The organism is Citrobacter sp. Cm038 (assembly GCF_030333105.1).
GTDB lineage: Bacteria > Pseudomonadota > Gammaproteobacteria > Enterobacterales > Enterobacteriaceae > Citrobacter > Citrobacter murliniae.
The window spans coordinates 317,070-339,267 of the sequence record NZ_JAOWGO010000018.1 but is presented as its reverse complement, the minus strand read 5'-3'; the positions used below and the strand labels follow the sequence as shown (position 1 = coordinate 339,267).

The 22,198-nt window shown below is 53.7% G+C and carries 19 protein-coding genes and 1 riboswitch; of the genes, 11 read left to right on the top strand and 8 right to left on the bottom strand.

What is annotated here, in order from left to right; genetic code table 11:
- The 6 genes from OGY01_RS10475 to nikR are packed head-to-tail and all read left to right on the top strand — an operon-like array spanning window position 1 to window position 4,628.
- The gene (locus OGY01_RS10475) at window positions 1-1,170 is read left to right on the top strand and encodes a beta-ketoacyl-[acyl-carrier-protein] synthase family protein (protein ID WP_045448582.1); all 1,170 of its coding nucleotides are present in this window, start codon (window positions 1-3) and stop codon (window positions 1,168-1,170) included.
- A complete protein-coding gene (locus tag OGY01_RS10470; protein WP_286493077.1) occupies window positions 1,167-1,643 on the top strand; it encodes a hotdog family protein in 477 nt (158 codons plus the stop codon). The genes OGY01_RS10475 and OGY01_RS10470 overlap by 4 nt, the downstream gene beginning before the upstream one ends.
- Window positions 1,640-2,371 (top strand): 3-ketoacyl-ACP reductase FabG2, encoded by a 732-nt coding sequence (locus OGY01_RS10465; protein WP_045448588.1) that lies wholly within the window; start codon window positions 1,640-1,642, stop codon window positions 2,369-2,371. The genes OGY01_RS10470 and OGY01_RS10465 overlap by 4 nt, the downstream gene beginning before the upstream one ends.
- Window positions 2,368-3,597 carry a beta-ketoacyl-ACP synthase gene (locus OGY01_RS10460; protein ID WP_045448590.1) on the top strand — a complete coding sequence of 410 codons (1,230 nt, stop codon included), beginning with the start codon at window positions 2,368-2,370 and terminating at the stop codon, window positions 3,595-3,597. Before OGY01_RS10465 ends, OGY01_RS10460 begins: the two co-directional genes overlap by 4 nt.
- A 1-nt stretch (window position 3,598) precedes the next feature.
- Window positions 3,599-4,177 carry a 4'-phosphopantetheinyl transferase AcpT gene (gene acpT, locus OGY01_RS10455; RefSeq protein WP_048222979.1) on the top strand — a complete coding sequence of 193 codons (579 nt, stop codon included), beginning with the start codon at window positions 3,599-3,601 and terminating at the stop codon, window positions 4,175-4,177.
- Between the two features lie 49 nt (window positions 4,178-4,226).
- On the top strand, window positions 4,227-4,628 hold the full coding sequence (nikR, locus tag OGY01_RS10450) for a nickel-responsive transcriptional regulator NikR (RefSeq protein ID WP_005121550.1): 402 nt from the start codon (window positions 4,227-4,229) through the stop codon (window positions 4,626-4,628).
- Window positions 4,629-4,691: 63 nt separating this feature from the next.
- Here the strand turns inward: nikR and OGY01_RS10445 are convergent, their stop codons facing one another.
- From OGY01_RS10445 to OGY01_RS10435, 3 genes are read right to left on the bottom strand one after another with little or no spacing between them, the layout of a single operon-like run.
- Window positions 4,692-5,816: an ABC transporter permease gene (locus OGY01_RS10445; protein ID WP_045448595.1), complete on the bottom strand. Its 1,125-nt coding sequence runs from the start codon at window positions 5,814-5,816 to the stop codon at window positions 4,692-4,694.
- Window positions 5,816-8,563: a ribosome-associated ATPase/putative transporter RbbA gene (gene rbbA / locus OGY01_RS10440; RefSeq protein ID WP_048222982.1), complete on the bottom strand. Its 2,748-nt coding sequence runs from the start codon at window positions 8,561-8,563 to the stop codon at window positions 5,816-5,818. The genes OGY01_RS10445 and rbbA overlap by 1 nt, the downstream gene beginning before the upstream one ends.
- Window positions 8,560-9,627 (bottom strand): HlyD family secretion protein, encoded by a 1,068-nt coding sequence (locus OGY01_RS10435; protein ID WP_048222983.1) that lies wholly within the window; start codon window positions 9,625-9,627, stop codon window positions 8,560-8,562. Before OGY01_RS10435 ends, rbbA begins: the two co-directional genes overlap by 4 nt.
- Window positions 9,628-10,038: 411 nt before the next feature.
- Window positions 10,039-10,222: riboswitch (M-box (ykoK) riboswitch) on the top strand.
- Window positions 10,223-10,277: 55 nt separating this feature from the next.
- Here OGY01_RS10435 and OGY01_RS10430 point away from each other — a divergent pair.
- On the top strand, window positions 10,278-11,291 hold the full coding sequence (locus tag OGY01_RS10430; RefSeq protein ID WP_045448601.1) for a magnesium transporter: 1,014 nt from the start codon (window positions 10,278-10,280) through the stop codon (window positions 11,289-11,291).
- Between the two features lie 37 nt (window positions 11,292-11,328).
- On the opposite strand, the gene OGY01_RS10425 is transcribed toward OGY01_RS10430, so the two are convergent.
- Window positions 11,329-12,522, bottom strand: coding sequence for a BaiN/RdsA family NAD(P)/FAD-dependent oxidoreductase (locus OGY01_RS10425; RefSeq protein WP_045448603.1), 1,194 nt, complete (start codon window positions 12,520-12,522; stop codon window positions 11,329-11,331).
- Between the two features lie 229 nt (window positions 12,523-12,751).
- Between OGY01_RS10425 and pitA the strand changes: the two genes are divergently transcribed.
- Complete coding sequence (gene pitA, locus OGY01_RS10420; RefSeq protein WP_045448605.1) at window positions 12,752-14,251, top strand: inorganic phosphate transporter PitA; 1,500 nt, start codon at window positions 12,752-12,754, stop codon at window positions 14,249-14,251.
- A 72-nt stretch (window positions 14,252-14,323) separates the two neighbouring features.
- On the opposite strand, the gene uspB is transcribed toward pitA, so the two are convergent.
- Entirely contained in the window at window positions 14,324-14,659 is a 336-nt protein-coding gene (gene uspB, locus OGY01_RS10415; RefSeq protein ID WP_003023371.1) for a universal stress protein UspB, read from the bottom strand.
- 393 nt (window positions 14,660-15,052) lie between these two features.
- Between uspB and uspA the strand changes: the two genes are divergently transcribed.
- Window positions 15,053-15,490, top strand: coding sequence for a universal stress protein UspA (gene uspA / locus OGY01_RS10410; protein ID WP_003023368.1), 438 nt, complete (start codon window positions 15,053-15,055; stop codon window positions 15,488-15,490).
- 282 nt (window positions 15,491-15,772) lie between these two features.
- Window positions 15,773-17,245 carry a dipeptide/tripeptide permease DtpB gene (gene dtpB / locus OGY01_RS10405; protein ID WP_045448607.1) on the top strand — a complete coding sequence of 491 codons (1,473 nt, stop codon included), beginning with the start codon at window positions 15,773-15,775 and terminating at the stop codon, window positions 17,243-17,245.
- Window positions 17,246-17,332: 87 nt separating this feature from the next.
- Here dtpB and OGY01_RS10400 read toward each other — a convergent pair whose 3' ends face one another.
- A complete protein-coding gene (locus OGY01_RS10400) occupies window positions 17,333-17,836 on the bottom strand; it encodes an RrF2 family transcriptional regulator (RefSeq protein WP_286493076.1) in 504 nt (167 codons plus the stop codon).
- A gap of 230 nt (window positions 17,837-18,066) precedes the next feature.
- Here OGY01_RS10400 and OGY01_RS10395 point away from each other — a divergent pair, with 230 nt between their 5' ends.
- On the top strand, window positions 18,067-19,266 hold the full coding sequence (locus tag OGY01_RS10395; protein ID WP_286493075.1) for an NAD(P)/FAD-dependent oxidoreductase: 1,200 nt from the start codon (window positions 18,067-18,069) through the stop codon (window positions 19,264-19,266).
- A gap of 50 nt (window positions 19,267-19,316) precedes the next feature.
- Here the strand turns inward: OGY01_RS10395 and rsmJ are convergent, their stop codons facing one another.
- Together rsmJ and prlC are read right to left on the bottom strand one after the other, a co-directional pair.
- Window positions 19,317-20,078 (bottom strand): 16S rRNA (guanine(1516)-N(2))-methyltransferase RsmJ, encoded by a 762-nt coding sequence (gene rsmJ / locus OGY01_RS10390; protein ID WP_048222997.1) that lies wholly within the window; start codon window positions 20,076-20,078, stop codon window positions 19,317-19,319.
- Entirely contained in the window at window positions 20,079-22,121 is a 2,043-nt protein-coding gene (gene prlC, locus OGY01_RS10385) for an oligopeptidase A (RefSeq protein WP_286493073.1), read from the bottom strand.
- Between the last annotated feature and the right edge of the window lie 77 nt (window positions 22,122-22,198).

Below are 22,198 nucleotides of genomic sequence, written 5' to 3'. Positions count from 1 at the left end.
ATGATCTACATTTCTGCCGTTGGCATGATTAACGCATTGGGCAACGACGCCGATGAAATCGCAGCTAACCTCACACGTGGCATAGCACCCGGAATGCGCGCCCGCACAGACTGGCTGCAAGGGCATCCGTGCGCCGTATTAGCAGGCATTGACGGTGAACTTCCAACCATTCCCGACAATTTTCGCGCTCATCGTTCACGCAATAATCAGCTGCTGCTGGCGGCACTGGCGCAAATACAGCCACAGGTGGATGACGCCATCGCCCGGTATGGCCGCGATCGGATTGCTATCGTGCTCGGCACCAGTACCTCCGGACTGGATGAAGGTGACGTTCACGTTGATCTCACGCTCAATGGCAAAGAGAGCACCGAATGGCACTATCCGCAGCAGGAGTTGGGCGATCCCTCGCGCTTTCTCAGCCACTGGCTGGCGCTGGATGGTCCGGCCTTTACCCTCTCAACTGCCTGTTCATCCAGCGCGCGCGCTATTATGAGCGGACGTCGCCTGATTGAATCCGGTCTGGCGGACATCGCGATTGTTGGCGGTGCTGATACGCTCAGTCGGATGCCAATCAACGGCTTCCACAGTCTGGAATCTCTCTCCCTGACGCGGTGTCAGCCGTTTGGCCGCGACCGTAGCGGGATCACCATCGGCGAAGGTGCCGCGTTGATGCTATTGACCCGTGAACCACAGCCCATTGCGCTACTGGGCGTCGGTGAATCCAGCGACGCTTACCATATTTCAGCTCCCCATCCACAGGGGGAAGGTGCTATTCGCGCCATAGGCCAGGCGCTTAACGACGCGGGGATTACGCCGGATCAGGTGGGCTATATCAATCTGCACGGTACCGCTACACCGTTAAACGATCAGATTGAGTCCAAAGTCGTGAACGCGATTTTTGGCGAAAATGTCCCGTGCAGTTCGACTAAACACCTGACCGGGCACACTCTGGGCGCGGCCGGGATTACCGAAGCAGCCATCAGTATGTTGATTTTACAACGCGACCTGCCGCTGCCGCCGCAGGATTTTAGCCAGTCGCCACGCGATGAAACGCTGCCGCCCTGCGGCATCATTGAGCAGCCGCAGCCGCTGGCTCGCCCGGTAATCTTGTCTAATTCGTTTGCCTTCGGCGGGAACAATGCCAGTATCCTGCTCGGGAGAATCTCATGAGCCACTATTTATCGCCTGGCGACTATTTACCGCACGATGCGCCGATGCTGCTACTCGAAGAGGTCGCAAGCGTGACGGACGAGACCGCCATCTGCCGCGTGACAATATCAGCAAACAGCGTGCTGGCCCTCTTTCTCGATCCAGACGGCAACCTGCCCGGCTGGTTCGCGCTGGAATTAATGGCGCAGACCATCGGCGTCTGGTCTGGCTGGCACCGTCAGCAACAAGGTCAGGAGAGTATTGCTTTAGGCATGGTGCTTGGCGCGCGCGAGTTAGTCTGTGCTGCGGGGGTTCTGCCTGCAGGCAGGATGCTAAGTATCAATGTCAAATTGCTGATGCAGGACGCACGTTTCGGCAGCTTCGAATGCGCCATTCAGGCGGGCGAAGAGACGCTGGCAACCGGTCGCGTCAACACCTTCCAGCCGACATCTGAAGAAATTAACACGCTATTTCAACAAGGAGCGTCCACATGAGTCGTTCAGTTTTAGTTACGGGTGCCAGCAAAGGTATCGGTCGCGCCATCGCCCTACAGTTGGCGGCGGACGGTTTTGTGGTCGGCGTTCACTATCATCGTGATGCGCAAGGTGCGCAAGAAACGCTAGATTCTATCCTCACCGCTGGTGGCGCAGGGCGTCTGCTGACGTTTGATGTTGCTAATCGCGAACAGTGCCGTGAAGTACTGGAGCAGGATATTGACGCACATGGCGCATGGTACGGCATCATCAGCAACGCCGGGGTCACCCGCGATGCCGCTTTCCCTGCGCTCAACGATAATGACTGGGATGCGGTGATCCACACCAACCTCGACAGTTTCTATAACGTCATTCATCCATGCATTATGCCGATGATTAGCGCACGCCAGGGCGGACGTATCATCACGCTGTCCTCGGTTTCCGGCATAATGGGCAATCGCGGCCAGGTCAATTACAGTGCAGCAAAAGCAGGGATTATCGGTGCAACCAAAGCGCTGGCCATTGAGCTGGCAAAACGCAAAATCACCGTAAATTGCATCGCACCGGGACTCATTGATACCGGAATGATCGAGATGGAGGAAGCCGCGCTGAAAGAGGCCATGTCGATGATCCCAATGAAACGGATAGGTCAGGCCGAAGAAGTGGCCGGACTTGCCAGCTATTTAATGTCGGATGTGGCGGGTTATGTGACTCGTCAGGTGATTTCCATCAATGGAGGGATGTTATGACACGTCGTGTCGTGATTACAGGCATGGGCGGCGTCACCGCCTTTGGGGAAAAATGGCAGGATGTCTCCGCCAGGTTACTGGCGTATGAAAATGCGGTACGCAAAATGCCGGAGTGGCAGGTTTATGACGGACTGCACACGCTGCTTGGCGCGCCGATCGACGATTTCACCCTGCCGGAACACTATACCCGCAAGCGTATTCGCGCCATGGGACGCGTGTCGCTGATGTCCACGCGCGCATCCGAACTGGCACTTGAACAAGCAGGGCTGATTGGCGATCAGATACTGACCAACGGTGAAACTGGAATCGCGTACGGTTCCTCCACCGGAAGTACCGGCCCGGTGAGCGAGTTCGCCACCATGCTGACCGAGAAGCACACCAATAACATCACCGGCACAACTTACGTGCAGATGATGCCGCACACCACTGCCGTTAACACCGGTCTGTTTTTCGGCCTGCGCGGGCGGGTAATCCCAACCTCCAGCGCCTGCACCTCTGGTAGTCAGGCGATTGGTTACGCATGGGAAGCTATTCGACACGGTTATCAAACGGTGATGGTCGCAGGTGGCGCAGAAGAACTGTGTCCTTCTGAAGCCGCAGTGTTTGATACACTATTCGCCACCAGCCAGCGCAACGATGCACCGAAAACCACCCCCTCCCCGTTTGATGAAAAACGCGATGGTCTGGTGATTGGTGAGGGCGCGGGCACGCTGGTGCTGGAAGAACTGGAACACGCTAAAGCGCGCGGGGCCACTATTTACGGCGAAATCGTCGGTTTTGCTACCAACTGCGATGCTGCGCATATTACCCAACCACAACGCGAAACGATGCAGATTTGCATGGAAAAATCGTTGAAGATGGCCGGTATTGGTGCCCGGGATATCGGTTATATTTCTGCACATGGTACCGCAACCGATCGTGGTGATATTGCAGAAAGCCAGGCAACCGCCGCAGTTTATGGTGATAATGTACCGCTCTCCTCGCTTAAAAGTTATTTTGGGCATACCCTTGGCGCCTGTGGCGCACTGGAAGCCTGGATGAGTCTGCAAATGATGCGTGAAGGCTGGTTTGCACCTACGCTAAATTTGAGCCAGCCAGATGCCAATTGCGGCGCGCTGGATTACATTATGGGTGAAGCCCGCAAGATTGATTGTGAGTTCCTGCAGAGCAATAACTTTGCGTTTGGCGGCATCAATACTTCCATTATCATCAAACGTTGGCCCTGATATGTACCGGATCGTTCTCGGGAAAGTTTCTACTTTAAGCGCTGGCACATTGCCTCCCGCGCTCTTCGAGCAGGCACCGCAGGGTGCTCGCCGTGAACGCTGGCTGGCGGGCCGCGTGCTGCTTTCCCATACCCTTTCGCCATTGCCTGACATCATCTACGGCGAGCAAGGAAAACCGGCTTTTACAGCCGACACGCCGCTATGGTTCAACCTTAGCCACAGCGGCGATGACATCGCTCTGCTGCTCAGCGACGAAGGGGAAGTGGGCTGCGATATTGAAGTCGTACGCCCACGCGACAACTGGCAGACGCTGGCAAATACGGTGTTCAGCCTGAGAGAACATGCCGAAATAGAAGCAGAACATCCAGACCAACAGCTGGCGGCTTTCTGGCGTATCTGGACGCGTAAAGAAGCCATCATTAAACAGCGAGGCGGTAGCGCCTGGCAAATTGTCAGCGTCGACAGCACCACGCTGACATCCTCGCTCTCTGTTAGCCAGTGTCAGCTCGATACGCTGAGCCTGGCAGTGTGTACTCCGACACCATTTACCCTGACAGCCGACGCCGTTCAGAGGCTGTAACTCCCGCATTCCCTGTGCGCCGACGCACCATATGAAAGGTTAACTGCAGATGCAACGAGTCACCATTACTCTCGATGACGATTTACTGGAAACGCTGGATAGCCTGAGCCAGCGCCGTGGCTACAACAACCGCTCCGAAGCGATCCGTGACATTCTGCGCGGTGCGCTGGCACAAGAGACCACCCAGGAGCACGGCACTCAGGGTTTCGCCGTGCTGTCCTATGTTTACGAACATGAGAAACGCGACTTAGCCAGCCGCATTGTTTCAACCCAACATCATCACCATGATTTGTCAGTCGCCACGCTACATGTTCACATCAACCATGACGACTGCCTTGAAATCGCCGTTCTGAAAGGCGACATGGGCGATGTCCAGCATTTTGCTGACGACGTCATTTCCCAGCGCGGCGTACGCCATGGCCATTTGCAGTGTTTGCCAAAAGAAGAGTAATTGCCCGTTACGTTGCCGGGGGCGCTTAGCTTGTCCGGCCTACGTCGGTTCTGTTTTCCGGCACTACGCCATTGTGCCAATCGTCTTTCTGAAACGCAGCAGTGCTATCAGGAAGAACGCGCAGCCGATCGCCAGTAACGTCAGGAACTGCGGCCAGACGATGCTGAACCCTGCGCCACGATAGAGTATCGCCTGTGCGAGACTGACAAAGTGGGTGGTCGGCATGGTCAGCATGATATCCTGCACCGCCTGCGGCATGCTTTCGCGCGGCGTAGAACCCCCAGAGAGCATCTGTAATGGCAGCAGCACCAGAATCATCAGCAACCCCAGTTGTGGCATTGAACGCGCCAGCGTGCCCATAAAAATGCCAATGGACGTTGTGGCAAACAGGCTCAGCGCCACGCCGAGCATAAACAATGGTATGGAGCCTTCAATCGGCACGCCGAGAACGCCTTTCACCATCAGCATCAACGACAGGCCAGAAACCACCAGCACCACCAGCCCCATCGACCAGATTTTTGCCATCATTATCTCAAACGGCGTCACCGGCATCACCAACAGGTGCTCAATGGTCCCGTGTTCGCGCTCGCGGATCAGCGCCGACCCGGTGAGTACAATCGCCAGCATGGTGATATTGTTGATGATTGCCATTACCGCCCCGAAACGCGCGGGTTCCAGATTCGGGTTGAAGCGCATACGGATCTCCAGCCCGACCGGCGTCATACTGTTATCACGATAGCGAGCAACAAAGCTGTTCACCTCACCACTGATAATATTCTGGATATAGCTGTTGCCAGTAAATGCCTGGCTCATACGCGTGGCATCCACATTAACCTGTAGCTCTGGTTGCCGCCCTGCCAGCACATCACGCTGAAAGTTGGGGGGAATATTCACCGCAAAGGTATAACGTCCGGCATCAAGGCCAGCATCCATTTCATCCGCGGTGATCATCTCCGGCGGTAAAAACCATGGGCGATAAAAACTGTTCACGATACGGTTCGACAGTTGTGACTGGTCCATATCGGCAATAGCAATCGGCGCAAGATGCAGAGAACCCGGCAGAACCGTTGCAGAAGAATAAACCGAAATGGTGAAGGCGAAGACAATCAGTGCCAGCATCGCCTTATCACCCAGCAGGCTGCGCAACTCTTTGACTCCGAGGTTATAAATATTGCGTAATCGGCGCATCACCCCTCCTGTTTTTTCAGCAGCAACACGCTCAGGCCAATCACCACCGGAATAGCGATCACCAGCGGGATAAACAACTGCCAAAGATCCATCAAATCCAGCGCTTTCGAAAACGTGCCGCGCGCAATGGTCAGAAAGTGGCTGGTCGGGTAAATTTCACCGATCCAGCGCCCCGGTCCTTCCAGCGACGCCACCGGATCGATCATCCCGGAAAACTGCGTTGCCGGGATCAGCGTAATAATCGCCGTACCGAAGATGGCCGCAATCTGGCTTTTCATAAACGTGGAGATCAGCAATCCCAGACCGGTAGCGATAGTGACATACAGCAACGCAGCAAGCGTCAGCGTCAAAAAACTCCCCTTATGTGGCACGCCAAAAACAAATACCGATAGCGCACACAGCAGCAGAAAGTTCAGCATCCCCAGTACGATGTAAGGCAGTTGTTTACCGAGTAAAAACTCACTGCGGGTAGTGGGCGTGACATACAGGTTGATTATCGACCCCAGCTCTTTCTCGCGCACCACGCTCAGGGCGCTAAGCATCGAAGGGATCATCATCAACAGTAATGGGATCACGGCAGGAACAATCGCAGGCAGGCTCTTCACATCCGGGTTATAGCGATAGCGTGTTTCAATGGTCATCAGTCCGTTCTGCCCGCTGGCGTTTGGTTGACGCGCCATCACGTCTTGTAGCCAGGCCTGGTGCATCGCCTGTACGTAACCCCTCACCGTTTCGGCACGGCTGGGCATCGCGCCATCCACCCAGACACCAAGCTGCACCGGCGTGCCGCGTGCAATGTCACGACCAAAATTAGGTGGAATTTCTATTGCTACCGCCACCTCACCCGAGCGCATCCGTTTGTCCAGTTCGTCATAACTGGTAAGCGGCGGTTGCTCGATAAAATAGCGGGAACCAGACAGATTCAGCGACCACGCCTGGCTACTGACGGTTTGGTCACGATCGAGCACCGCAAAACGCAGGTTTTCCACATCCATGCTAATGCCGTAGCCCATAATCAACATCAGGATCACCGTACCCATCAATGCCAGTGTTGAGCGGACCGGATCGCGCCGTAGTTCGAGTGCTTCACGGCGGCTGTAACTGAACAGACGCCGCAGGCTAAATCCCTGACGTGGCGGCAAGCTACTCTCATGCTCAACCGGAGCATCTGCTGGCGGTAACTGAGTTTCAGGGGCCGGCCCTGCTGCTTCCTGTAACCAGGAGATAAATGCCTCCTCCAGACTGGCTGCACCACGCTGCTTCACCAGTTCCCGAGGCGTACCACTGGCGAGCACTTTTCCGGCGTGCATCAGCGACATACGGTCGCAGCGCTCCGCCTCATTCATAAAGTGGGTGGAAATAAAAATGGTTACTTTATCCTGACGAGACAAATCAACCATCAGTTGCCAGAACATATCCCTGGCCACCGGGTCAACGCCGGAGGTAGGCTCATCAAGAATTAACATTTCCGGGCGATGAATCACCGCCACTGCCAGCGACAGGCGCTGACGTATCCCCAGTGGTAACGCGCCAGGCAGTACATCTTCGACATCGGCCAGCGTAAAGCGCTCACTCATCTCTTTTACGCGCTCAGGGATCTCCGCTTCCGGAATATGAAAGAGACGTGCGTGTAGTTCCAGGTTTTGCCGCACGGTCAGTTCGCTGTAGAGCGAAAAAGCCTGCGACATATAGCCCACCCGACGACGAGTGTCTATATTCTTCGGATCAACCGCTTGTCCGAACAACCACGCCTCACCCTCACTGGCTGGTAGCAGCCCGGTGAGCATCTTCATAGTGGTGGATTTACCGCAGCCGTTCGAGCCGAGAAAACCAAAGATCTCTCCGCGTGGTATGCGAAAATTAACGTGATCAACGGCAACAAAATTACCGAAGCGCATGGTCAGATCCCGCGCTTCGATGGCTATCTCTTCTTGTTCTGCGTGATAAGGCGGGATCACGACCGGTTTGTGCGCCTGACGCTGGGCTTCAGGTAACAGTGCGATAAACGCCTGCTCCAGCGTGTCGCTGTTGGTTTTTTCACGCAGGTGCTGCGCACTACCTGTGGCTAATACCTCACCCGCGTTCATCGCTACCAGCCAGTCAAAACGCTCGGCCTCTTCCATATAGGCAGTCGCGACCAGCACGCTCATGTTGGTCTGACGCTGGCGAATGCTGTTAATCAACTCCCAAAACTGGGCGCGGGAGAGCGGATCCACCCCGGTGGTAGGTTCATCAAGGATTAATAATTCCGGGTCATGGATCAACGCACAGCACAACCCCAGCTTTTGTTTCATCCCACCCGAGAGTTTCCCGGCAGGACGATCGCGAAACGGCGCCAGACCTGTGCTATCCAGCAGCTCTGTTATTCGCGCCTCGCGCTCTGCTTTATCATGGCCAAACAGGCGTGCGAAAAAATCGACGTTCTCATACACCGACAGCGTGTGGTACAAGTTTTTCCCCAACCCCTGAGGCATCCAGGCTATGCGCGGGCAGACATCGCGGCGGTGCTTCGGGTCACGCATGTCGCCGCCCAGCACCATCACGTTGCCGCGCTCAATAACCCGAGCGCCGGAGATGAGGGACAGTAAGCTCGACTTACCCACACCGTCCGGGCCAATCAACCCCACCATGCAGCGGGCGGGGATATCCAGCGTGATATTGTTCAGCGCTACCGTTGCCCCGTAATGCTGACTCACGCCGTCAAGGTGCGCCACGGGAGGAACGGGAACCAGCGCCAGTTGCGTCATTGCGGTAACCTCACCACCAGATCATCCGGCCAGGCACGACTTTCATCAAGACGTACCCAGGCCATGCCCGGCAGCCCGGTTTTGACGTATTCCAGATGCTGCTGTAACAGCTCCGGTGGGATGCGGGCTTTTACACGAAACATGAGTTTCAGCCGTTCATCGCTGGTTTCGACCGTTTTTGGCGTAAATTGCGCCACGCTGGCAACAAAGCTGATGGTTGCCGGAATACGCAGATCGGGCGCGGCATCCAGTACCAGACGCGCTTCACCACCAATTTTTAGCAGACCAGCCTGTTCAGTAGGCAGGAAAAACGTCATGTAGACATCGCTGAGATCGACCATATTCAGCACCCGCCCACCGGCTGAAAGCACTTCACCCGGTTCAGCTACGCGGTACTGCACGCGACCATCGCGCGGAGCCTTAAGCTCGCTATCATCGATATCTGCCGCAATCCGTCGTTCGGTTGCCTGCGCAGCTTCAACACGAGTTTGCGCCTGAATAATGCTGGTGCGGGCTGCTTCAATAGCCGCTTTCGCCGCAGAGACCTGTGCCTTTGATGATTCCAGCGCAGCCCGCGCGCTTTCGGCAGCGGCACGATCGTCATCCAGTTGTTGCTCAGACACCGCTCCACGTTGTGACAGCGAACGGGAACGAATATGACGTTTAGAGACCGACTGCAGTTCCGCCTCGCGCTGCTTTACTACCGACTGCGCGGCGCGCATTTCACTTTGCCGCTGTTCCAGCAACGCGCGCGCCGCCGCAACGGCACTTTCTGCCTCTTTGATTTGCGCGACCGCTTCCAGCCGCTGCTCGTGTAGCACGCGGGTATCCATTTTCGCCAGCACCTCGCCCTGGCGAACGAACTGCCCTTCCGACACGAGGATCGTGTCAATACGCCCGGCAATCTTGGTGGCTATATCTACTTCGGTAGCTTCAATTCTGCCATTACTGGCAGCAAATCCTTCCGGTACTCCTGCCGGACGTAGCATCCACCATACTATCGCGGCGGCCACCACCAGGAGGCCTGCCCCCCACCACACCAGATGACGCTTAATTTTATCCATATTCGACCCGCTATAATCCCTGTTACCAAACGATGCGTGTCACAAAGACCACTGAACAGCTATTCAGCGGGAGATTCCATCCGGGATGAGAAGGAATGAAAAGTAAAGGCCAGACGGTGGGCAGGCGTCACGACAACGCTCACCGCAAAGGAAGTGAATGACGAAGATGCTGTGAAATCGGGTAGTAATGTTGTCATCATCAGCGTTCCTGGCCGGAAATGAAACACGCATACTCATAACTGCTATCTATTGAATACTAACACCTGGATTCGATATGTCTATTCGGTTGTAGTTTCCAGTTCTGCTCTACCGCGCTCCGACTCAGAAATTATTCCGTATATCAACGATTGATAAACAAACGTAACTATAAACATAATCAATAATTAGACATCCCTATAATAGCGGCTCATTTACCGATCTCGTTATGGCGAGGCTCCTGCACAAATATAAGTTACCGCCCTGCTGGTATCGAGAGAGACCACTCAGGGAAATACAGGCATCCATCGAATCAAGGTGTTGCCAAGGTAACTTCTGACGATCTCACCATCGGACAGATACGTTGTTCAGTGCTAAAACCAGGACGTAGGGATCTGCCTGTGCTAATCCTGTCTTGTTCGCCCCTATGAGAGCTTTTTATAGGGAATTACACCATGTCATCTATGCAACTCTGCGCCGCCCATCTTCCTGAGCCGGATTTTAATGGCGATGCCATCGCGCAATATATGCGTACCGATTTTATTACCCTGCCGGATCATCTCAGCGTGAACGGTGCCCGCGAATACTTTGTCTCACAGCTCACGACGGATGATATTCCTGGTCAGGTTTTTGTGGTTGCAGGGAAAGCGCTACGCGGGGTGTTATCCGTCAAGCGCCTGCTGCAGGAAAAAGATACGTCGCTGAACATCAACCATATTATGGACAGCTGTCTGTTCCATGTTAAGCCTGATGATGAACGGGCAATGGTCGTTGCCGAGCTAGCCGAGCGTGAACTCGATCTGGTTGCTGTAGTTGAGAAAGGCGATCTGGTCGGCTGTCTGATGGAAAAAGAGATAGCCCATCTACAGGAGGATGATGTTACCGAAGACGTACAGCTTCAGGGAGCGACACTGCCGCTGGAGAAACCCTATCTGGAAATTAGTCCGTGGACATTGTGGAAAAAACGTTCGGTCTGGCTCCTGCTGCTGTTTGTCGCGGAAGCCTACACAAGTAGTGTAATTCAGCACTTCGAAGAGGCGCTGGAATCAGCGATCGCGCTGGCCTTTTTTATTCCGTTGCTAATTGGTACCGGCGGAAACAGCGGTACGCAGATCACTTCGACGCTGGTACGTTCAATGGCGCTGGGAGAAGTGCGGCTACGGGATATGGGCCGGGTGATCCGCAAAGAGGTTTCAACTTCCTTGCTGATCGCCCTGACACTAGGTCTGGCAGGCTGCATACGCGCCTGGATGATGGGCATCGGCATGGAAATCACACTGATCGTCAGCCTGACACTGGTCTGCATTACGCTGTGGAGCGCCGTGGTGTCATCAGTGATCCCAATGTTGCTCAAGCGTATTGGCATTGACCCGGCCGTCGTATCCGCGCCGTTTATCGCCACGCTTATCGACGGTACCGGGTTGATTATCTACTTTAAAATTGCCCAGTATTTTCTTGGCCTGAACTAATATAGCGCCCGGTAACTCAGGTTATCGGGCATCACATTCACGCAGACGCCAAATCCTGCGCACACGCCCAGGCGCTCGACCATGCCCACTGGAAGTTATACCCGCCCAGCCAACCAGTGACGTCCATCACTTCACCGATAAAATAGAGACCTGGTACTTTACGCGCTTCCATCGTACGTGATGACAGCTCATTGGTATCCACGCCGCCCAGCGTGACTTCCGCCGTGCGATACCCTTCTGTGCCGTTTGGCTGCACGCGCCATTCGGTCAGGGTTTCCACCAGTGCCTGCTGATCGCGCACGTTAAGCTGTTTCAGCGTCACATCCGGAAGTTGCCCTAACTGCTGCAAACACTCGACCAGACGTTTGGGCAACTGCATCGCCAGTGTGTTCTTCAGGCTCTGATTAGGGTGTGCGCTACGCTGTTCGTCGAGGAAAGCCTCAAGGTCTACATCGGGCAACAAATTAATGCTGACAAATTCACCTGGCTGCCAGAAACTGGAAATCTGTAAAACCGCCGGACCTGAAAGGCCACGGTGCGTAAAGAGCAGGTTTTCACGAAACACAGTGCCGTCTTCAGCGGTGATAACGGAAGGTACAGACACGCCAGAGAGCACCTGAAGCTGCTCCAATAGCGGCTTGTGCAGCGTAAAAGGCACCAAACCTGCACGCGTCGGCAGCACGTTCAGACCGAACTGTTCAGCAATTTTATAACCAAACGGCGAAGCGCCAAGACCCGGCATGGATAGCCCTCCGCTCGCAATAACCAGCTTTTTCGCACTGACCGTCATGCCGTTCAGCAAAATCTGGAAGCCGTCATCATCACGCGCTACGCTCAGGACTTCGCTACGTAACCGCATTGTAACGTTACCTTTTTCGCATTCTGTCACCAGCATATCGACAATTTGCTGAGCAGAGTCGTCGCAGAACAACTGACCGAGCGTTTTTTCATGCCAGGCAATGCCGTGTTTGCCGACCAGATCGATAAAATCCCACTGCGTATAGCGAGCCAGCGCTGATTTGCAAAAATGCGGGTTTTGACTCAAATAAGCCGCCGGCTCCACATAAAGATTGGTAAAGTTACAGCGCCCCCCGCCAGACATGAGGATCTTGCGCCCAGGCTTTTTACCATTATCAATCAGCAGTACGCGACTACCTGCTTGTCCTGCCTGCGCGGCACAGAACATACCCGCTGCGCCAGCGCCTATAATAACGGTATCAAACCTTTCCACGTTGCGATCCTCTCTAAAAAGCGGGCGTGAATTGTAAAGATTCCTCAGTGGTCGCACCAGCACCAAACTATCAATAATAGGTATTTATCTGAATTCTATAGGATAATTCTTTAGTGGTGTAAAACAAAGCAGGAGATATATCAAAAAAACTCTATATTTCACTTTGCCCGCGCCGCCAAAGTCACTGATAATGCGCCGCGTTCATGTCCTCAAAATGGCGTAACGTCCTATGCTACATTTGTTTGCTGGCCTGGATTTACATACCGGGCTTTTACTATTGCTTGCTCTGGCTTTTGTGCTGTTCTACGAAGCAATTAACGGCTTCCATGACACAGCAAATGCTGTCGCAACCGTGATCTATACCCGTGCAATGCGTTCGCAATTGGCGGTTATCATGGCTGCGGTATTCAACTTCTTTGGTGTTTTGCTGGGTGGTCTCAGCGTAGCTTATGCCATCGTGCATATGCTGCCAACGGATCTGCTGCTCAACATGGGTTCCTCACATGGCCTCGCCATGGTGTTCTCTATGCTACTGGCGGCAATTATCTGGAACCTCGGTACCTGGTACTTTGGTTTGCCAGCATCCAGCTCCCACACGCTGATTGGCGCGATCATCGGTATTGGTTTAACCAATGCGCTGATGAACGGCACTTCGGTGGTGGACGCACTTAACATCCCGAAAGTTATCGGTATCTTTGCCTCGCTTATCGTCTCGCCGATTGTCGGTCTGGTGGTTGCAGGCGGCCTCATTTTCATTCTGCGTCGTTACTGGAGCGGTACTAAAAAACGGGCCCGTATCCACCTGACGCCAGCGGAACGTGAAAAGAAAGACGGTAAGAAAAAACCACCTTTCTGGACGCGTATCGCACTGATCCTCTCTGCTATCGGCGTGGCGTTCTCTCATGGCGCGAACGACGGACAGAAAGGCATTGGTCTGGTGATGTTGGTACTGATTGGCGTAGCGCCTGCAGGTTTCGTAGTGAATATGAACGCCTCCGGTTACGAAATTACTCGTACCCGCGATGCTATCAATAACGTCGAAACCTTCTTCCAGCAGCGTCCTGATCTGCTGAAGCAAGCCACTGGCGTAGATCAGCTCATTCCGTCGCCGGAAGCTGGCGTGCCAACGCAAGCTAACGAGTTCCATTGCCACCCGGCAAATACCATCAACGCGCTTGAGCGTGCAAAAGGTATGCTGGCGAATCTGGAAACTTACGACAAGTTAAGCGTTGAGCAGCGCGGACAACTGCGCCGCATTATGCTGTGCATCTCCGATACCACCGATAAAGTGGTTAAGCTGCCTGGCGTAAGCGCTGACGACCAGCGTCTGCTGAAGAAACTGAAAACCGACATGCTGAGCACCATCGAGTATGCGCCTATCTGGATCATTATGGCCGTTGCTCTGGCTCTGGGCTGCGGTACGATGATTGGCTGGCGTCGTGTGGCAACCACTATCGGTGAGAAAATTGGTAAGAAAGGCATGACCTATGCTCAGGGGATGTCGGCGCAGATGACCGCCGCTGTCTCTATCGGTCTCGCCAGTTATACCGGTATGCCTGTTTCCACCACCCACGTTCTCTCCTCTTCTGTTGCGGGCACGATGGTTGTTGACGGTGGCGGCTTACAGCGTAAAACAGTGACCAGCATTCTGATGGCCTGGGTCTTTACCCTGCCTGCGGCGATTATTCTTTCTGGGGTACTGTACTGGCTCTCCCTGAAGCTTATCTAAGCGAATGCACAGTAAAAAAGCGGGCCAGGAAACTGACCCGCTTTTTTTATATCTGCCGTAGAGTGACGTGGCTTAGTGCCAGATTATCAACGCAACCATACTGATTAATACCAGGCCGCATAACGCGCTGGTGAGAATGAACTGACCGCGAACCCGCTCACAGCGGCGTATAAATTCATCATCATGATGATCACGGTAGCGCTGCGCGTAGATATACCACACCAGCCGCATCTGCTTATTGGGTTGCCCATGCGAGGTAAAAAAGCCGCCTCCATCTACATACTGGTAGAGCAATGGATCGCAACCACGAAGTACGACTAACAGTGCGCGCAGCGAAGAAAAATAGCGCGCCATATTAACAATGCAAACGACACATAAAGCCCAGAATAATGCAATGGTGCTTATCATATCCCCTCCCCGGCGACCCGCCCACGGAACTCCTCTCCGGGGCTACCGCTACCCGATACCCTGCCAAACCATTCAGTGAAGAGTGCTACCGAAACCGCTCGTGTTTGTATCTCGTATCCGAACGCCTCTCTAGATAGTGTAGGAGATTAGTTAATTTTTTTGCCAGAAGGTTAATCACTATCAATGCAATTAGCTGAAAAATTTGTTTAACTAATTGGCAATCAAGGCGGATTGACGGATTATCCCGGTCGCTATAATGTAAGGATAGTCCTTAAATGGTACGTCTTTACGACTGGGCTAGCCCCGCGCACAACGTTCGCAGGACGCGGATGACGCGGCGGCAAATGAACGCCAGAAGGCTAGTCATCGACAACTTATGGAAGGAGTAACACTATGGCTTATAAACACATTCTTATCGCGGTTGATCTTTCTCCGGAAAGTAAAGTTCTGGTTGAAAAAGCGGTCTCTATGGCGCGGCCTTACAATGCAAAAGTCTCCCTTATCCACGTTGACGTAAACTATTCCGATCTGTACACCGGGTTAATCGACGTGAATCTGGGTGATATGCAGAAACGTATTTCTGAAGAAACTCATCACGCGTTAACCGAGCTGTCCACCAATGCTGGCTACCCTATCACCGAAACCCTGAGCGGTAGCGGCGACCTGGGTCAGGTTCTGGTTGATGCCATTAAAAAATACGACATGGACCTGGTCGTTTGTGGTCATCACCAGGATTTCTGGAGCAAGCTGATGTCCTCCGCACGTCAACTGATCAACACCGTTCACGTCGACATGTTGATTGTTCCGCTGCGTGACGACGAAGAAGCATAAAATGCTTGCCGCCGGGAAGTAACCCGGCCTGCTGCAAACATTTACGCCTGTAAGCGCCCGCCTCTGCGGGCGTTTTTGTTTTTATCCCTTCGGCACTTATCAGTACATCAACCCAACAAATAAATCATAATTAGTGTGATCAACTAATTGGATCGAAAACTATCTCTATAATAATCTACTCTCGCGGCTAATCTCCGCAGTCTATAACAAAATAAGACTTTTTCGGCGCGTTTTAGCATACGCGTTCATACTTTTCGGGATGGCTTTGAAAGGCGAAGGAATATGAATACAAGTGCACCTACGGGCTTGCTGCAGCAACCTCGTCCGTTCTTCATGATCTTTTTTGTAGAATTATGGGAACGATTTGGCTATTACGGCGTTCAGGGCATCCTGGCGGTTTTTTTTGTTAAGCAACTCGGGTTCTCCCAGGAACAGGCGTTTATCACCTTCGGTGCGTTTGCCGCATTGGTGTATGGCCTAATCTCCATTGGCGGCTATGTCGGCGACCACCTGTTAGGGACAAAACGCACGCTGGTTCTCGGTGCTATTGTGCTGGCAATTGGCTACTTCATGACCGGGATGTCACTACTCAAACCCGATCTGATCTTTATCGCGCTGGGTACTATTGCCGTAGGCAACGGGCTGTTTAAAGCTAACCCGGCAAGTTTGCTGTCAAAATGCTATCCCCCAAAAGATGCCCGACTGGACGGCGCCTTCACCCTGTTTTATATGTCGATTAACATCGGTTCGTTGCTGTCGCTGTCGCTGGCACCGGTAATTGCCGATAAGTTTGGTTACGCCGTTACCTATAACCTGTGTGGTGCCGGACTTATCGTCGCGCTGCTGGTCTACTTTGCCTGCCGCGGGATGGTGAAAGACATTGGTTCTGAGCCAGACCATAAGCCGCTGGTATTCCGCAACCTGCTCTATGTGCTGGCCGGTACAGTGGTAATGGTGTTTATCTGCGCGTGGCTGATGCACAACGTTAAAATCGCTAACCTGGTACTGATCGTTCTGTCGATTGTTGTGACTATTATCTTCTTCCGCCAGGCATTCAAACTGGATAAAACCGGACGCAACAAGATGTTTGTGGCCTTTATTCTGATGTTGGAAGCGGTGGTGTTCTACGTTCTGTATGCGCAGATGCCGACGTCACTGAACTTCTTTGCCATCAATAACGTACACCACGAAATCCTGGGATTCGCCATCAACCCGGTTAGCTTCCAGGCGCTGAACCCGTTCTGGGTCGTTCTTGCCAGCCCGGTACTGGCAGCGATTTATACCCGTCTGGGTAACAAAGGCAAAGACCTGACCATGCCGATGAAGTTTACTCTCGGTATGTTCTTGTGCTCACTGGGATTCCTGACCGCCGCCGCCGCCGGCATGTGGTTTGCTGATGCACAGGGCCTGACATCGCCGTGGTTTATCGTACTGGTGTACCTGTTCCAGAGCCTGGGTGAGTTGCTGATTAGCGCCCTGGGACTGGCAATGGTCGCCGCACTGGTGCCGCAGCATCTGATGGGCTTTATTCTTGGGATGTGGTTCCTGACGCAGGCAGCAGCCTTCCTGATGGGGGGTTACGTTGCGACGTTCACCGCAGTACCGGAAAACATCACCGACCCGTTACAGACATTACCTATCTACACCAACGTGTTCAGTAATATCGGTCTGGTAACGCTGGCAGTCACAGTGGTGATGGCGATTATGGTGCCGTGGTTGAACCGGATGATTAATACGCCAAGCACCGAACAATAATACTCAGTGCCGGATGGCGGCTATCGCTTGATCCGGCCTGTATTCAACATGCCCGATACACCTTTCGCTATCGGGCATTTCCAACCGTTATCCTTTGCGCGCGTCAATCCACTCCTGCACTTCAATGACAAAAGTGTCCGGCGCTTTGCGGTACATCTTGCGGGCCAAATCCAGAATTGTGTGCTGGCCGAGCGCTTCTTCCATCCGCTGCTGAGCCATATCCATCACTGAACGCACACCGCAGATCCCTACACATGCCCACTCTGGCGGTTGCTCGTCAAATACCGCCAGTCTTTGGCGTATTTCACGGCATTCAAAAATGCGCTTATCGCCATCAATCGCGTTTACCACATCCAGCACCGTAATATGTTCAGCTGGTTTGGCGAGCTGAAAACCGCCGCCCTTACCCTCGATACTGCGCACCAGGCCCGCTTTCGACAGGCGGGTAAATATCTTGGCCAGATAGTCATACGGCACACTTTGCAATTCAGCAATTTCCCGAACGCTCATATCCCGCGCGTCGCCTCTACTGTCGACCATACACATCAGGCTATGAATGCCGTACTCAACCCCGGAACTGTAGAATGCCATTATCTTATCTCAGCCAAAATTAATCTGAGTTATTGTAGCTTTTTCAACTGAATCTTGCCATAGACCGCGTACACACGCGCTGAAACTAAAAAATAAATAATATAAATATCAAATAAATAGTTGCATTTAAGCACCTTGTTCCCTTCATATTTTGCAAATCGCATTGCATTTAATAACTACGACCAATAAAATCCGAGTAAATAAATCGTGATGACCAGTGAGAAAACCGAATGCGTAAACAAATTCTGATCGTAGGCGCCGGCTTTGCCGGTATGTGGGCAGCGCTGAGTGCCGCGCGCCTGGCAGATAAACACCAGCAATCCATTGATATAACAGTTATTGCACCCCAGCCAGAGCTGCGTGTTCGCCCCCGTTTTTATGAAAACAACGTCCAGACGCTGGTCGCACCTCTGCAACCGCTGTTTGACGTAACTGGCGTAAAATTCCTCAGCGGCACAGTATCTCAGTTGCTTGTGCAATCAAAAGAGGTGAGCTGGACAGATGCGGCTGGCAACACGCAACTGCTCGGCTACGACCGATTGATTCTGGCAAGTGGCAGCCAGGTAAACCGTTCAATGGTCGCTGGAGCGGCTCAGCACGCTTTTGACCTCGACCAGCTGGAAAGCGCAGCCGTACTGGAGCAACACCTGAATGATCTGGCACATCAGCCAGAAAGTGAGGCACGCAATACCGTAGTAGTGTGCGGCGGCGGTTTTACCGGCATCGAAATGGCGCTGGAGTTACCTGGCCGTCTGCGAGAAATTCTTGGTGCCGATGCTAAGACCAGAGTTGTCGTAGTTGAACGAGGCGCACAACCAGGCGCACGCTGGAGCAAAGCGTTGCGCGATGTGATTGCTGAAGCCTCCGCTGAGCTGGGTGTAGAGTGGCTGGTAAATGCAGAGGTCGAAAGTGTAGATGCTTCTGGTGTCACACTGAAAGACGGACAAACCATCGGTTCACACACCGTTATCTGGACGGTCGGTGTGCAGGCAAACAGTTTGACGGCGCAAATTGACGCCCCGCACGATCGCCAGGGTCGTCTGCACGTAAATGCAAATTTGCAGGTGGTGGGACATGACGATATTTATGCCACTGGCGATGTGGCGTACGCCGCCACCGATGACAAAGGCAATCATGCCTTAATGACCTGTCAGCATGCCATTCTGCTGGGCAAATTTGCCGGTAACAATGCCGCAGCAAGCCTGCTCGACGTGCCGCCGCTGCCGTACCGCCAGGAAAACTACGTCACCTGCCTGGATCTTGGCGCATGGGGTGCGGTGTATACCGAAGGTTGGGATCAGCAAGTGAAACTGACCCGCGCAGAGGCGAAGAAGTTAAAACTGTCGATCGTCAGCGAGCTGATTTATCCGCCGAAGGCTGATAAAGCGGTCGCGTTTGAGATAGCCGATCCGCTGGCACCGTTTGTGTAATCGGAATTGCCGGATGCGGCTAACAACCTTATCCGGCCTCTACACGCTACTTAACCATGAATTGACGGCGTTCCGGCGTAAATATCAAACCGGTGTCCTTTGGTCACCACTGCGTTGGGAGTTGCGATATCTGCAAGCGGTGGGGCGTAATCCGGGCGCTTCACCACCACGCGTTTGGTGGCAAGCTGGCGAGCAGGCTCCAGCAGGCCATCAGCGTCTAAATCCGGGCCCACCAGCGACTGAAACACGCGCATCTCTTTTTTGACCAGCGCGCTTTTCTGCTTATGCGGGAACATCGGGTCAAGATACACCACCTGTGGACGTGGAGTGATATCGGTTAGCGCCGTCAGACTGGATGCGTGGATCAACTGCAACCGTTCCTGCAGCCATGGACCAATCTCAGCATCGGCATAGCCACGCGTCAGACCATCGTCGAGCAGCGCCGCAACAACCGGATTGCGCTCCAGCATCCGCACACGACAGCCAACAGATGCCAGCACAAAAGCATCACGTCCCAGCCCCGCCGTGGCATCCACCACATCCGGCAAATAATCACCTTTAATGCCGACCGCCTTTGCCACCGCTTCGCCGCGTCCCCCGCCAAATTTGCGCCGATGGGCCATCGCCCCACCGACAAAATCCACGAAGATGCCGCCAAGTTTTGGCTCATCACGTTTGCGCAACTCCAGATGCGACGTCGTCATCACCAGCGCCATCAGATTGTCTTCATCCTGCTCCAGTCCCCAGCGGGTAGCCAGAACAGATAAGGCGCCGTTTCCGGCGCCCGTCTCATCAATTAAGCAGATCTTCACTTACGCTTTAATACCATAGTGTTCAAGCATCGCATCCAGCTCCGGCTCGCGGCCACGGAAGCGTTTGAACAGCTCCATCGGTTCTTCAGAGCCGCCACGAGTCAGAATATTATCGAGGAACGACTGACCGGTTTCACGGTTGAAGATCCCCTCCTCTTCAAAACGAGAGAAAGCATCTGCTGCCAGCACGTCTGCCCACAGATAGCTGTAGTAGCCCGCCGCATAACCACCCGCGAAAATATGACTGAAGGCGTGCGGGAAACGACCCCAGGCAGGCCCCGGAACAACGGCAACCTGCTTTTTGATCTCTGCCAGGGTTTCGAGAATTTTCGCCCCTTGCTGCGGATTAAACTCGGCGTGCAGGCGGAAATCGAACAAACCGAACTCCAGTTGGCGCAGAATGAACAACGCTGCCTGGTAGTTTTTCGCCGCCAGCATTTTATCCAGCAGCTCTTTCGGCAACGGTTCGCCGGTTTCATAATGGCCGGAGATAAACGCCAGCGCTTCCGGCTCCCAGCACCAGTTTTCCATAAACTGGCTCGGCAGTTCGACCGCATCCCACGGCACACCGTTAATACCGGAAACACCTGCAGTTTCGATGCGGGTCAGCATATGGTGCAAGCCGTGACCGAACTCGTGGAACAGGGTAATCACTTCATCGTGAGTAAACAGCGCCGGTTTGCCATTAACCGGACGGTTGAAGTTACAGGTCAGGTAAGCGACCGGTTTTTGCAGCGTGCCGTCGGTTTTACGCATCTGGCCAACGCAGTCGTCCATCCACGCCCCGCCACGTTTGTTTTCACGCGCGTAGAGATCAAGATAGAAGCTGCCGCGTAGCTCATTGTTTTCGTCATACAGTTCGAAGAAGCGCACTTCCGGATGCCAGACATCGACGTCTGAGCGCTCTTTAGCGGTAATGCCGTAAATGCGCTTAACCACCTCGAACAGGCCGTTAACGGCTTTGTTTTCCGGGAAGTACGGGCGCAGTTGCTCATCGCTGATGCTGTAAAGGTGCTGCTTTTGCTTCTCGCTGTAGTACGCGATATCCCACGGTTGCAGCTCATCAACGCCAAATTCAGCGTTGGCAAAAGCACGCAACTGGGCCAACTCTTTTTCACCCTGCGGACGCGCGCGTTTCGCGAGATCTGTCAGGAAGTCGAGCACCTGCTGCGGGTTTTCCGCCATTTTGGTGGCGAGTGATTTATAGGCGTAGCTGTCAAAACCCAACAGTTGAGCCAACTCGTGACGCAACGCGAGGATCTCTTCCATGATCGGGCTGTTGTCCCATTTACCCGCATTTGGCCCCTGGTCAGAAGCGCGGGTTACATAGGCGCGGTACATCTCTTCGCGCAACCCCTGGTTGTCACAGTAGGTCATCACCGGCAGGTAGCTCGGGATATCCAGCGTCAGCAAATATCCTTCCTGCTCTTTGGCTTCTGCCTGCGCTTTCGCGGCAGCCAGCGCACTTTCAGGCATTCCTGCCAGCGCTTTTTCGTCGGTAACAAGTTTCGTCCAGCCCATGGTGGCGTCGAGAACGTTGTTGCTGTACTGGTTGCCCAACTCAGACAGACGCGTGGCTATTTCGCCATAACGCTGCTGTTTTTCCTTCGGTAAACCGATACCAGAAAGCTCGAAATCACGCAGCGCGTTATCGACAGCTTTTTTCTGTGCAGTATTCAGAGAGGCGTAATGAGCACCATCTCGCAAATCACGGTACGCTTTGTACAGACCTTCGTGTTGCCCAACCCAGGTGCTGTATTCGGACAACAGTGGTAGCGTCTGTTCGTAGGCTTCACGCAGTTCCGGGCTGTTTTTCACCGAGTTCAGATGGCTTACCGGAGAGAAGATACGCCCCAGTACATCGTCCACTTCCGCCAGTTTTTGGCAGAGATTTTCCCAGGTGTACGGTGCACCCTGCGCAACCACTCGCTCAACGTTTTCACGGCAATCATTCAGTGCCTTAGTCACTGCAGGCACAACATGCTCAGGCTGAATTTTGGAAAACGGCGGCAGTTCGAAGGGCGTCAGTAATGGATTTGTCATATGCACAGTCCTGGTTAAAAAAAGGAAACGAAACGCTCAGGCGTTTTCGCGGGATGACGACGCCAAAGCATCTTATC

Coding starts and splice junctions, on each gene's coding strand:
- uspA (WP_003023368.1), top strand. CDS start 15,053: ATGGCTTATAAACACATTCTTATCGCGGTTGATCTTTCTCCGGAAAGT.
- OGY01_RS10470 (WP_286493077.1), top strand. CDS start 1,167: ATGAGCCACTATTTATCGCCTGGCGACTATTTACCGCACGATGCGCCG.
- OGY01_RS10435 (WP_048222983.1), bottom strand. CDS start 9,627: ATGGATAAAATTAAGCGTCATCTGGTGTGGTGGGGGGCAGGCCTCCTG.
- OGY01_RS10430 (WP_045448601.1), top strand. CDS start 10,278: ATGTCATCTATGCAACTCTGCGCCGCCCATCTTCCTGAGCCGGATTTT.
- acpT (WP_048222979.1), top strand. CDS start 3,599: ATGTACCGGATCGTTCTCGGGAAAGTTTCTACTTTAAGCGCTGGCACA.
- prlC (WP_286493073.1), bottom strand. CDS start 22,121: ATGACAAATCCATTACTGACGCCCTTCGAACTGCCGCCGTTTTCCAAA.
- OGY01_RS10400 (WP_286493076.1), bottom strand. CDS start 17,836: ATGGCATTCTACAGTTCCGGGGTTGAGTACGGCATTCATAGCCTGATG.
- OGY01_RS10475 (WP_045448582.1), top strand. CDS start 1: ATGATCTACATTTCTGCCGTTGGCATGATTAACGCATTGGGCAACGAC.
- nikR (WP_005121550.1), top strand. CDS start 4,227: ATGCAACGAGTCACCATTACTCTCGATGACGATTTACTGGAAACGCTG.
- uspB (WP_003023371.1), bottom strand. CDS start 14,659: ATGATAAGCACCATTGCATTATTCTGGGCTTTATGTGTCGTTTGCATT.
- OGY01_RS10395 (WP_286493075.1), top strand. CDS start 18,067: ATGCGTAAACAAATTCTGATCGTAGGCGCCGGCTTTGCCGGTATGTGG.
- OGY01_RS10460 (WP_045448590.1), top strand. CDS start 2,368: ATGACACGTCGTGTCGTGATTACAGGCATGGGCGGCGTCACCGCCTTT.
- rbbA (WP_048222982.1), bottom strand. CDS start 8,563: ATGACGCAACTGGCGCTGGTTCCCGTTCCTCCCGTGGCGCACCTTGAC.
- OGY01_RS10465 (WP_045448588.1), top strand. CDS start 1,640: ATGAGTCGTTCAGTTTTAGTTACGGGTGCCAGCAAAGGTATCGGTCGC.
- OGY01_RS10445 (WP_045448595.1), bottom strand. CDS start 5,816: ATGCGCCGATTACGCAATATTTATAACCTCGGAGTCAAAGAGTTGCGC.
- pitA (WP_045448605.1), top strand. CDS start 12,752: ATGCTACATTTGTTTGCTGGCCTGGATTTACATACCGGGCTTTTACTA.
- dtpB (WP_045448607.1), top strand. CDS start 15,773: ATGAATACAAGTGCACCTACGGGCTTGCTGCAGCAACCTCGTCCGTTC.